This is a genomic window from Pantoea sp. Fr-CA_6, assembly GCF_024520895.1.
GTDB classification, from domain to species: domain Bacteria; phylum Pseudomonadota; class Gammaproteobacteria; order Enterobacterales; family Enterobacteriaceae; genus Pantoea; species Pantoea agglomerans.
Map to the genome: position 1 here is coordinate 72,751 of NZ_JALNPO010000010.1, position 12,475 is coordinate 85,225.

At 52.4% G+C, this 12,475-nt stretch carries 8 protein-coding genes; 5 read left to right on the forward strand and 3 right to left on the reverse strand.

All coding sequences use genetic code 11. The features are described 5' to 3' along the window. Positions 1–156 precede the first annotated feature (156 nt). From NR201_RS17065 to NR201_RS17075, 3 genes are all read left to right on the forward strand, one after another. Positions 157–2,484 carry an FdhF/YdeP family oxidoreductase gene (locus NR201_RS17065; RefSeq protein ID WP_158132454.1) on the forward strand — a complete coding sequence of 776 codons (2,328 nt, stop codon included), beginning with the start codon at positions 157–159 and terminating at the stop codon, positions 2,482–2,484. Between the two features lie 234 nt (positions 2,485–2,718). Then, positions 2,719–3,834, forward strand: coding sequence for a metallophosphoesterase (locus tag NR201_RS17070; protein WP_033759918.1), 1,116 nt, complete (start codon positions 2,719–2,721; stop codon positions 3,832–3,834). Positions 3,835–3,911: 77 nt separating this feature from the next. Next, entirely contained in the window at positions 3,912–4,712 is an 801-nt protein-coding gene (locus NR201_RS17075) for an MBL fold metallo-hydrolase (RefSeq protein WP_256850010.1), read from the forward strand. A gap of 55 nt (positions 4,713–4,767) precedes the next feature. On the opposite strand, the gene NR201_RS17080 is transcribed toward NR201_RS17075, so the two are convergent. Beyond that, positions 4,768–6,693 (reverse strand): methyl-accepting chemotaxis protein, encoded by a 1,926-nt coding sequence (locus NR201_RS17080; protein ID WP_050680262.1) that lies wholly within the window; start codon positions 6,691–6,693, stop codon positions 4,768–4,770. Between the two features lie 602 nt (positions 6,694–7,295). Next, positions 7,296–8,954 (reverse strand): methyl-accepting chemotaxis protein, encoded by a 1,659-nt coding sequence (locus tag NR201_RS17085; protein WP_256850011.1) that lies wholly within the window; start codon positions 8,952–8,954, stop codon positions 7,296–7,298. A gap of 642 nt (positions 8,955–9,596) precedes the next feature. Here NR201_RS17085 and NR201_RS17090 point away from each other — a divergent pair. Continuing rightward, positions 9,597–9,926: a hypothetical protein gene (locus tag NR201_RS17090; RefSeq protein WP_010256979.1), complete on the forward strand. Its 330-nt coding sequence runs from the start codon at positions 9,597–9,599 to the stop codon at positions 9,924–9,926. A 75-nt stretch (positions 9,927–10,001) separates the two neighbouring features. Here NR201_RS17090 and NR201_RS17095 read toward each other — a convergent pair whose 3' ends face one another. After that, the gene (locus tag NR201_RS17095) at positions 10,002–10,235 is read right to left on the reverse strand and encodes a DNA polymerase V subunit (RefSeq protein WP_122459946.1); all 234 of its coding nucleotides are present in this window, start codon (positions 10,233–10,235) and stop codon (positions 10,002–10,004) included. A gap of 958 nt (positions 10,236–11,193) precedes the next feature. Between NR201_RS17095 and NR201_RS17100 the strand changes: the two genes are divergently transcribed. Further along, positions 11,194–12,411: a diguanylate phosphodiesterase gene (locus NR201_RS17100; protein ID WP_010256973.1), complete on the forward strand. Its 1,218-nt coding sequence runs from the start codon at positions 11,194–11,196 to the stop codon at positions 12,409–12,411. The last annotated feature ends 64 nt before the right edge of the window (positions 12,412–12,475 follow it).

Consider the following 12,475-nt stretch of genomic DNA (forward strand, 5'->3'; position numbering starts at 1 on the left):
GCTTCATCTGATGTGCTGAACTGATTTGCGGCTTACGTTTCGGACTGTCGAAACATTTTGAGAAATAATTTCCCTGAATAACAGCCGGTTTCCACGTTGTTGCAACTATTTCTGTACCAGGCTTAACAAATAACAACAGAGACAATGTGGAGCATTATGAAAGAGCAAAATCGCACAAATGGCATCGCTCCTTATGGGGGCGCTGCCGGAGGCTGGGGCGCACTGAAGGCGGTTGCCGATGCTATCCGCGGCCAGATGTCTGTGAAACAGGATGTGATCGCCCTGTTCAAAGTCAACCAGCCGCAGGGCTTTGACTGTCCGGGCTGCGCCTGGCCCGACCCGCAACATGCCTCATCATTTGAGTTCTGCGAAAACGGCGCAAAAGCCGTCTCCTGGGAAGCGACCAGCAAACGCACCACACCGGAATTTTTTGCCGCTCATACCGTGACTGAGCTGTGGGAGCGCAGCGCACTGCATCTGGAGGGCGAAGGCCGCCTGACCCATCCGTTGAAGTACGATGCCGCTACAGATACCTATCAGCCCATCGAATGGGAGACGGCATTCCGGGAGATTGGAGAGCATCTGCGCAGCTACGACGATCCGGACAGCGTAGAGTTTTATACCTCAGGACGCGCCTCCAATGAAGCGGCGTTTCTGTGGCAACTCTTCGCCCGCGAATATGGCACCAATAACTTCCCCGACTGCTCAAACATGTGCCACGAACCGACCAGTGTCGGGCTGCCGGAGTCAATTGGCGTCGGCAAAGGGACGGTAGAGCTTGAAGATTTTGATCACTGCGACCTGGTGCTTTGTATCGGTCACAATCCAGGTACCAACCATCCGCGCATGCTGGGCACGCTACGGGAAGTGTCGAAACGCGGTGCCACTATTGTGGCGATCAACCCGCTGCGTGAACGTGGCCTGGAGCGCTTTACTTCGCCGCAGAGCCCGATTGAAATGCTGTCAATGAGCTCCACTGAGCTGGCATCGACCTACTACAAGGTCAGGGTTGGCGGTGACGCAGCGATGTTGAAAGGGGTGATGAAGATCCTGCTCACTATGCACGAGGAGGCGCTGAGCAAAGGCGAACCCGGCGTCATTGATGAAGCGTTTATTACTGAGCACACTGAAGGCTTTGACGCCCTGAAAGCCGACCTGGAAAGCACAGACTGGGAGCATATCCTGAAAGTCTCGGGCATGGCGCGTGAGGAGATCCAGCATATCGCCCGGCTCTACGCCAGCGCTGAACGTACCATCATCTGTTATGGCATGGGAATTACTCAGCACCAGTACGGCACTCAGAACGTGCAGCAAATCGCTAACCTGCTGCTGATGCGCGGCAATATCGGCAAGCCGGGTGCAGGTATTTGTCCGTTACGCGGTCACTCAAATGTGCAGGGCGATCGCACAGTGGGCATCACAGAGATCCCGCCGCAGTCGCTGCTGGATGGCATAGAGAGGGTGTTTGGTTTCCGCCCGCCGCAGAAGCATGGTCACGGCGCCATTGAGGCAATAAAGGCGATGCGCGATGGCAAAGCCAAAGCGTTGCTGTGTCTGGGCGGCAACCTGGCGGAAGCGATTTCCGATCCACAGGTCACGTTCCCGGCGATGCGCAATCTTGATCTGGTGGTGCATATGGCGACCAAACTGAACCGCTCGCACCTGTTACTGGGTAAACATAATTATCTGCTGCCGGTGCTGGGCCGAACAGAGACCGATGTTCAGGCAACCGGCGCGCAGAGCGTCACCGTGGAAGATTCGATGTCGATGGTGCATGCCTCACGCGGTTCGCTGGATCCCGCCTCACCCCATCTTAAGTCTGAACCGGCGCTGGTCGCCTCACTGGCGAAGGCAACGCTGCCGGACAGCGTGGTTGACTGGTCAGCCATGGCAGCCGATTACAGCCGCATCCGCGATGCCATTGAAGCGGTGTTCCCGGCGTTTGAAAACTTCAATGAGAGGATTAAGCATCCGGGCGGTTTCCGGCTCTATAACGCCGCATCAGAACGGGTCTGGCTGACGCCATCTGGCCGTGCGCAGTTTAAAGTGATGCAGGGCATCAATGAAGATCCCCGCTCGCTGAAGTGCCATGATCTGGTGCTCACTACCCTGCGCAGTCACGATCAATACAACACCACGCTTTACGGGCTGAATGACCGCTATCGTGGCGTGACAGGCCGCCGCGATGTGCTGTTTATCAATGCAGAAGAGGCGGAGAAGCGACAGTTACGGGTCGGTGACCGTGTCGATCTGATGGCGCTGGACCCGGATGGCAATCCCACTTCGCGCCAGATGAAAAACCTGACCATCGTGATTATTGATATGGCCCCAGGTTCGGTCGGCGCTTACTATCCGGAGGCCAATGTGATGGTTCCGCTTGACAGCCACGATACCAAAAGCGGCATTCCCGCCTATAAAAGCATTCCGATATCCATGACTCGTGTAACTGACGAGACCCGGACGACCTCAGGCGTTTTACGCTAGTCAGGCGGCTCAATACGTGAATGTTGCCAGCGTGGCCGGTGCTCCGGTCACGCTGTTTTCATTATTGCGCCCTGAAGTTTTATCGATCCTCTCCTGCTTTACCGCCTGTAAAGCACCCGACGTGAAGCAAGCCTGACGGTAACATCATATACACTACAGTCCTGAAAACGGCTCTATAAACGATCGACTCTTTTTTGCCTGCGCAGATGTTCAGCGCCCTACCGGAAAAATGCCATGTTTCACCTGATTTTCAGCTTACCCAGCTGGTATGTAATTGCGCGCGTCATTATTCCTTTGTCCCTGCCACTTGTTGTAAAGATCCTGCTCTCCGCTCTGGTGCTGCTGGCGTCACAATATCTTCTGGTGAGCCGTTTTACCTCGGGCGGGATCTTCTCCGCTGAAATGCCCCGCATCATCATCATTCTGTTTAACTGGGCGTACAGCACCGTGCTGCTGCTGGCGCTGCTTCAGATGCTGATGGATGCGGTCATGCTGATTGCCCTGCTGTTGCGTCATCCGCTGGAGCTGGTTCCCGGTGTTCGCTATCTGGCCGTAGTGCTGGCGATGGGGCTGGCTGCCTTTGGCGTTCAGCAGGCGATACGCGTGCCGCCGGTCAAAGAGGTGACTCTTGCGCTGCCCAACCTGCCCGCTGAATTCGATGGCTATCAGCTGCTGCAGCTGACCGACCTGCATATCACCCGGTTGTTTAATGCGGCCTGGACCGCCGCAATGGTTGAACGGGCAATGTCTCTCAAAGCCGATCTAATTGTGGTCACGGGCGATGTGATCGATGGCAACCTGGCGCATCGGCGGCAGGACGTTGCGCCGCTGCGCGGGCTCGCAGCGCCTGACGGCGTATGGGCTATCACCGGCAACCATGAATATTTCTTCCATCAGGCAATCTGGACGGCGCATCTGGCCTCACTGGGTCTGCAACCTCTGCTCAACAGCCATACCGTGATCCAGCGCGGAACCGCAAAGCTGGTGATTGCCGGCCTGCCGGACGCCTCCGCACCCGGCAGAAACGCGGTCGGCCCGGATCTGGCCCGCGCGCTGGAACAGGCACCTGAAAACGCGCCGGTAATCCTGCTGGATCACCAGCCACGCAATGCACGCCAGAACGCAGCGCAGGGCGTGGATGTGCAGCTCTCAGGACATACGCATGGCGGCCTGATTATCGGGCTGGACAGGCTGTTTGCTAAACCCAACGCCGGGTTTGTTTCCGGGCTTTATCAGGTCGGCGGAATGCAGCTCTATGTGAATAACGGCACGGCACTCTGGCCAGGCATGGCGGTGAGGCTGGGTCGTCCCTCAGAACTCACCCGGATTACCCTTCGCCGCCAGCCGTAATCGCGTAACAAAATGGCGTCAGGAAAGTGCGGTTTTCGCAGGTGTGCATAAGATTGAGTGAGACAAAGGAGATCACCATGACGATGTTATGTACCGCCTGCGGAACAGCTTATCCCGCTCATTCCACTCATCAGCACTGTAAAATCTGTGATGATGAACGCCAGTACGTTCCAGCCGCCGGTCAGCGCTGGATCGCGTTTGATGAACTGCGCGCCAGCCACGCCAATAAGTGGACGGCTCACAGCGATGCGCTGTTAAGTCTTAAAACCGTGCCTGAGTTTGCTATCAACCAGCGCGCTTTTCTGCTGCGCACGCCGCATGGCAACGTACTGTGGGACTGCATTGCCAACCTTGATGATGCCACCTACACGCTGATCGCGGCGCTGGGCGGCATTGATGCTATCGCGATTTCACATCCGCACTACTACACCACCATGCAGGAGTGGGCTGAAGCGTTTAGTGCGCCCATTCATCTGCACGCCCGCGATCGCCAATGGATTGTGCGGAAGAGTCCGCATATCCAGTTATGGCAGGGCGAGTCGCTGACGCTGATGCCCTCTGTGACGCTGTTACGGCTGGGCGGCCATTTTCCCGGCGGCAGCGTGCTGCACTGGGACGAAGGAGAAGGGGTGATTCTGGCGGGTGATATTATCCAGGTCACGCCGGGTGCGCATGGCGTGTCGTTTATGTGGAGCTACCCGAATATGCTGCCGCTGTCAGCCGCTACGGTAGGCGACATACTGCATCGGCTCTCCGGCGTGACATTCGGGCAACTGTATGGCGCGTTTGAAGGGCAGGATATCCATCAGCAGGCAAAAGAGAAGGTGATGCGGTCGGGAGAGAAGTATCTGGCCTGTCTGCAGGATCATCAGGCATAGCGCGGAATAAATGCTGAGAAGAGAACAGCCGCCCACAGGCGGCTGTTTAACACCATTATGCGGTCTGGAACACCGCAACCATCGTACGTAACTGCCCTGCGCGCGCGGCGAGTTCATCAGCTGAGGAGGCCGACTCTTCAACCAGCACGGCGTTCTGCTGCGTCACCTGATCCATCTGGTTCACCGCAATATTGACCTGCGAGATGCCACTGCTCTGCTCTTCGGATGAAGAAGTGATGTCGCGCATCAGCTGAGAGGTCTGTTCAATGGCGCTGACGCTCTGTTTCACCTTATCGCCTGCGTTCTGCGCCATGGCGATCCCTTCCTGGGCGTGGCCGACCGACTGCTCAATCAGACCCTTGATCTCTTTAGCTGCACTGGCTGAACGTTGTGCCAGTGCCCGCACTTCCGACGCGACGACCGCAAAACCTTTACCCTGCTCACCAGCGCGTGCCGCTTCAACGGCCGCATTCAGTGCCAGAATGTTGGTCTGGAAGGCGATACTGTCGATCACCGATGTAATCTCTTCAATTTTACCTGAGCTGCCACGAATTTTGTGCATGGTCTCCATCACCGAATCCATTGCTGCACCACTGGAGAGTGCAGCCTGCGTGGCAGATTCTGCACGGGCAGAGGCAAAGCGCGTGTTATCCGCGTTCTGCTGAATGATTGCCGCCAGCTGCTCCATGCTGGCAGCCGTTTCAGCCAGTGAAGCCGCCTGTTGCTCGGTGCGCGACGACAGATCGCCATTGCCACGGGCAATCTCTTCTGAGGAGTTGGCGATGGTAGCCGCGTTACCTTTGATATCCGACACCAGCTGAGCAAGACGCTGCTGCATCCGCATCAGTGCATTCAGAAGCTCAGCCATCTCATTGCTGCCGGAAACGTTCAGCTGTGCCGTCAGATCGCCCGCCGCGACGCGGCTGGCAACTTCAACTGCTTCTTTAACCGGACGGGTCACTGAACGGGTAATCATGACGGCCAGCAGAATGGCCAGCAGCGCGACAGCAAACAGACCTGCCAGTAACAGATACTGCGCATAGCGGCGTTCCTGGATCTGCGTCTGCATCATTCCTTCCAGACGATGGCTGGTTTGTTCACCCAGCTCGCCGTAACGGTTAATCGCCTGGGTAAAGACCCGCACATAGTCAACCGGCGTCACGCTGGCGTGACCGCTGACAAAGACACTATCAGCCAGATTCAGTGCACTCAGCGCCTGCTGGTTCGCATCCTGTGCCAGATTGCCAAAGGTGGTTTTAAGATCTGGCTCAATGGAAAATACTTTATCCATGTTGCCGCTAAACTGTCTCAGCGCCGTTTTGCCATAATCAAGCTGAAATGCCATGCGGCTGCGATCGGCATCCGACACATTCCCACCCGCAATCAGCGACGTGCCGCTAGCACGAATCTGTCCCAGCGTTTCAGTCAGTTGCGGCAGGCGACTAAAGATACTGACAATCAGCTGGTAGGTATTCAGATCGGCATCCAGCGATAGCTGATAGAAATCAAGTACATCCTGGTTCGTATCGAGTAGCACCTGAATCAGCTGAGCATGTCGCGTCAGGCTGGTTGCCAGGGTCAGTTTGCCCGCGTTAATATCGTTCTGCAGCTGGCTCCACTCCTGATTAACCCGCTCCAGCCGTTTCAGCGGCTGCGCCTGCTCATTATTCTGACGTAATTCGTCAGCAATCGTCTGAGATAAGCGATTAACCTCACTGACCAACGCCATACGTGGCGCGTTATCTGGTTTGTTCAGCGAGATAGCGATCGCACTTTCCGCACGGTGCCGCTGCAGCAGGTTCAGCAACTTGAGCACCTTTCTTTCGACCGGTATACCGGTCAGTTCCACATTCTTTGTATCAATAAGCTGGTTGCCCGTCTGAATAAACAGAAAGGTGGGTAAAATAAACAGCACCAGCGCAAAGGATCCGAGTAACAGGAATTTCGCTGGCAAATTAATCCGGTCGAGTATTTTTTTCATTCTTTTCCGCTCTGATGTGTGAGACGTGCAGGTGTGTAGCGCACGAAATAGCTTTCGTAATATTATTTTTACCGTTTCTTTGACATAGCCAGAGATGCCTCATGCAGCACAATGTCGCTATGAAGAAAGGAGTTTCGTATAAAAATCAGAAGTACATATAACACGGAAGGGAGTATAGATTGCGCTGCGTTATTTTACAGTGAATAAAATGACAATATTTACTTCAATATTCACCTAAGCCAAACTTGAAAAATACCCTTAAAAATCATAAAATTGAAATAAAAACACCTGGCAAAAATCATTAAGCCACAAGCCTGACTTCAGCGTTATTGTTTTGAAGATAAAGAAATTCAAGTTGCGTCATGAATAGCCGATAACTGACATCCTGCCTGTATCTGACTCATTATCACCAGACTATCAAAACAAATATCTACGCCCGGCAAATTCTAATTTAAACCTTATAACCCTAAAGAGTTACCTGCACTTTTATAATGAAATCGATTTCATTTTATATTTATTTCAGAAAAAGTCGTTTATTTATTCTGATTAATGATAAAAAAAAGCCCCCACATTGTGGAGGCCCTTAAGTTACTGCTCAACCATTAAAAACTTTCCCAGTTCGCCTTAGTCAGGTCGATGGTCTGCTGCTCAGGCTGCTTTGTGTGTAATACCGGACGCCGTACTGCAGCGGTCTGCTGCGACTGCACTGCACGGTGATTGCTTTCCAGCTTAAAGGTCGCCACCAGTCCCGACAGCGTTTCTGCCTGCTCCTGCAGCGACTTAGAGGCGGATGAGGCCTCTTCCACCAGTGAGGCGTTCTGTTGCGTCACTTCATCCATCTGACCAATGGCCTGATGAACCTGTTCAATGCCTTTACTCTGCTCAGAGGTAGCCGCCGCAATCTCATTGACCAGATCGGCCACCTGCTGAATCGCCTGACGGACATTTTCACTGTTAGATCCAACGCCGCTGGCCTGCTCTAAACCGTGCTCGACCTGTGAAACCGATGTTGAGATAAGATCCTTAATTTCACGGGCGGCAGAAGAGGAGCGCTGCGCCAGATTGCGTACTTCAGAGGCAACAACGGCGAAGCCGCGACCATGCTCGCCTGCACGCGCTGCCTCGACTGCCGCATTCAGCGCCAGAATATTGGTCTGAAACGCGATGCCTTCAATCAGTCCGGTAATTTCAGAGATTTTGGCAGAGCTGGCGCGGATTTCATCCATGGTACTGAGCATCTGCTTCACCGCCGTCCCATTCTGGATTGACATGTGATTCGCGTTATTTGCCAGGCTGCTGGCCTGTTGCGCACCCTCTGAGTTCTGTCGCACCGTTTCGCTCAGTGTCGCCATGCTGGCTGAGGTTTGCTCCAGTGAAGCCGCCTGTTCTTCCGTGCGTGCAGAGAGATCTTCGTTGCCCGCCGCTATCTGCGTTGATCCGGTACTCACCGATTGCGCGGCGTGGCTGACGGAGAGCAGCGTGCCGGAGACGCGCGCCAGTAGCTGATTAAATGCCATCGCCGTTTTGCCGATCTCATCCTTACTGCGGACCTCCGCGGTATGAGTCAGGTCGAGGGTATGACTCACCTGCGTCATGGTATTGACCATGCCTGAGAGGCTCTTTTTGATGCCGAGAATCACCTTAGTGGAGAAACCGGCCAGTATCAGAATAAGCAGCAGCGATCCGCCAGACATCGCCCACAGGGTCTGGCTATAAACGCGCTTGTTCTCCGCCCTGAGCTGTTCGCCAATATCGATATTCAGCTGAATCTGACGAGTGAAATCCGCTTCCATCTTACGGGATGCGGCACCAATACCGCCCTCACTCTGCAATAACGGCAGCGTGACCGCATCATTATGGGCGCGTGACGCGGCAAGAAATGCCGGCAATGCGCTGCGGACCGCATCCAGATTTTTATAGGCCTGTTCCGTCATCGCTTTGTCTTCATCGTTCGAGATGTCGTTAGCCATGTAGTAATCATTAAGCGACTTAATCTGCGAAAGCAGATTCTCAATGCGCTCTTCCGCAGCAGGGAATTTTGCCGCATCGCTGGTGCTGTGGTGGCGATAAAGCGCAATACCCAACTGATTGGTCACGCTGATCGATTTATTGAGATCGCGAATGCTGGGTATTGCGTTCATCTGTACATATTCAAAGCGGGATTGAAAGCCCGAAATCACTGATAAAGAGATAATCACCAGCGCAATCAGTGACATTGCAAGCAGTGAGAAAATCAATACCAGACGTTGTGTAATAGTCATACTTGCCCCCGGCAAAAAAGAATAATCTGGACATAATTTAAAGTTGGATCGTTCTTATCGGCTTTTGTCTGCAGGGCTTTAATTAAGCATGGCGAATATATTTTTTTATTTTTCCTTGCGAATGGTACAGAGTGAACTAAAGAGAAAACTATTCTGGCATTAGTTCATTTTTATTTTGACACACCTTTTTACATCTCATCATCTGAGATAAATTTGCCACATCTCCTGTCAGAAGATTTCCACTGCCGGATGGTCACAATGAAGCGGAAGCAGGCATTCATTTGGATCTGATAATTAGCCCGCTAATTCAACAGCGATGCTGACGATAATTGTTAAGGAGAAGGCGATTTAAATTCGTGGGATACCGTCGCAGACGCAGCAAAGGCAGGGCTTGTAAAGCTGAAGAGCTGAAGGGGTGAAAAACCAGCATGACAGTCTGTCATCAGATTTTCTGATAAGAGGATGACTGGCTACCTGTCAGATAACAGGCGACGGTGGGAGATTTTAGCCTTTTGTGTCAGGGCCAGATTAAATCAGTGAAATCGCTGGCGGAATGCTGAATCTGGTCTATGCTCACTGGCCCGACCAGGCTTTAGTCTGTTAGGTAGCAATAACGCTTAAAATAAAAAAAAGGTAGTCGTCATGGATTTAGCCACATTTGAAACCAGAACCGGTCTTTGGCCACACATGCAGTTTACGGATGTTGAATATGAAGTGTGCAGCGCAGGTGTAGAGATCTATGCCATTGATGTCAGTCGTCAGACCAAGAGCAAGCTATTTATCTGTCGTGTCACCAACGAGCAGCAGGCAGCGTCGCTAACGGCACAGTTCAAAGAGTGGTTGCCGAAGTTAAAGCTTAAAAAACGCAAAGTCGCATTGAATCTGGCGCGCATGGCGTGCGAGAAGAGCTTCCCCGCGAATCCTAAATTCCAGGATCGGTCTGACATGCGTCGGAACACATCCAGGCTCTGATGCCTGCTTCAGCCTGTATCTGTTACAGCAGTCAGGCTGAAACCCTTTCTTATCCTGTCTGCGCTGCGGCACGTTTTAATCACGCGCCGCAGGCACACGGAACAGTCGACATTCCCCGGGCTCAATTGAGATATCACTGAAAGTCGTGATATGCATCTCTATCCAGGTATTCGCGGCCCGAAGCGTGTGAGGTGATTTGCGTTGTTCCAGTTCAGCCACAAAATCCCGGGTACTCACTGTGCACTGACCGGTATTATCCCGCCTCATCGCTTCTCTGAATGCTGACCAGACCTCATCATCCTGTGACATCTTTACCCCACACCGGCTCTCAATCGATAATATGCTGTATATATAAACAGTACAATTATTCGCTTTAAGGGTCAAGTCTGCTCTGTTTACCAGTCTCAGATCGCTAAGCAATGGCTTAATTGTGGCCATTTATAGCAGAAGCAGCAGCCGAAACAGGACTTTAATCCTAATCTTAGAAATCGTTTTCATATCTGATTAAGGTATTGATTTAAATAGCCTTTGAATATTGTTAGCTTTTTAATTGTTTGATATCTAATTAAAAAAAGAGTTAACCGTAGCGGCATAAACATCGTTTTTGCCCTATCTTTGAATGGCTCTGTAATGAAATCCACTTCTTTTACAGAGCGATCTGACTCCTACCCTTGCCCCCTTTTACAGGGGGCACTTTTTTCAGATAAGGCAGATATCAACATCTGATTGTCTCTGCAGACCGACAACGTTCATGCGTTGCTGACTACTGTGCTGATGACGTTAAGGGAGTGTCTGGAAAAGTGGTTGATTTGTAACCTGATAATTCATTGGTTGTGCTGACATCGCCTGAAGCCTGAAACAGTGGATTGAATCTCAAAACAATTTTCCGAAATAGCAAATAAACGGATTTTTACCCGCTTAAAAGCCTCGCCAGAATGACGTGGTAAGGAGAATAAAAAGTGCGTAATAATCTGGCAATATCAGATTTACCAGCGCCTCACCAGGGAAGCTGTAACGTTATAATAATGCGCTATATCTGCTGTTCGCCCCCGATTTTATGGGGGTTTTTCTTTTCCCTTCATTTCTATGCCCGGTTATTGCCGCACTGCGATCTGATGTCCTGATTGTCGAATCCTTTAGTACTACCTGAATCTACGATTAAATTAATGCTGCAAATATAACGGCATAATGGTCGTAGTTGTGCCCTTAACCAGCAATATTTCTGTGATATGTTTAATCAGTAACTTTCTGCCACGTGAGTCTGATTATGCTCTCCACCCTTATTTACCGTAGCCAGCTTGCGGGTTCTGTCTCGCCAGAGAGATTGAAAGCGCTGGTGGAGCGCGCCAGTATCAAAAATGCTGAGGCTGAGGTCACCGGGATACTGCTCTATGACGGACAGCACTTTTTTCAGGTGCTGGAGGGTAGCGTCGACAACGTTCACACGGTTTTCCAGCGTATCAGTCAGGATGAGCGGCATTTTAACCTGATTGAGCTGATGCGGGATTACGCCCCTGCGCGTCGCTTCGGTCATGCCGGTATGGCCTTATTTGATTTACGTGATTATCAGAAACACACCGTAGTGGATGCCCTGCTTAAGCGGGTTACCCTGAGTGATGAACGGATCAGAGATGACCGGGTGGTGAAGTTCCTGCGTTCTTTCGTCGAGGGGCGGGATAAAGAGACGTTTATCAAAATTGATCCTGCCAGTCAGTGGACGCTGACAACACCCGTCACCTCCGAATCTCAGCCAGCCTGGCAACCGGCACCGGGTCAGCGTTGTGAATTTGCGCTACAGCCTATCGTGGATACAGCGAATCGCCGGATTGTCTCTTGTGAAGCCTTGATACGAGGTCAGCACGGCGCATCACCCGCTGATTACTTTTCACAGTTGCCAGAAAGCGAGCGTTATCAGGGCGATCTGCACTCTAAAACCTACGCTTTCCAGCTGGCCAGACATCTGGGGTTGCGCGAGCAAACGCTCTCCGTCAACCTGCTGCCCATGTCGCTGGTGGTCATTGACGACGCTGTTGAACATCTTATCCAGCAGATCAGGCAGCAGGGATTGCGACCAGAGCAGGTGGTGGTTGAAGTGACCGAAGATGAGATCATCTCGCGCTTCGACGCATTCCAGTTTGCTGTCCAGCAGCTGAAAGCGGCCGGGATCAGCCTGGCGCTCGACGATTTTGGCGCCGGTTTCGCTGGCCTGTCGCTGTTAGCCGATTTCCAGCCCGACAAAGTTAAAATCGATCGCAAGCTGATCACCGATATCCACCGCAGTGGCCCGCGTCAGGCGATTGTGATGGCCATCATTAAATGCTGTCAGGCACTGGAAATTACGGTTATTGCGGAAGGGGTTGAAAAAATTGAAGAGTGGCTCTGGCTGGAAGGTGCCGGGGTACGCTATTACCAGGGCTTTCTGTTTGCCCGTCCAGCCCTCAATGCCCTGCCTGCAGTAAGCTGGCCAGCACGACGCCCGGAATAGACCCCGCCGTGATAATCCCCTTTCCTTCCCTTTTGCCCATAATTTGATGCGGCTCACACCGCTT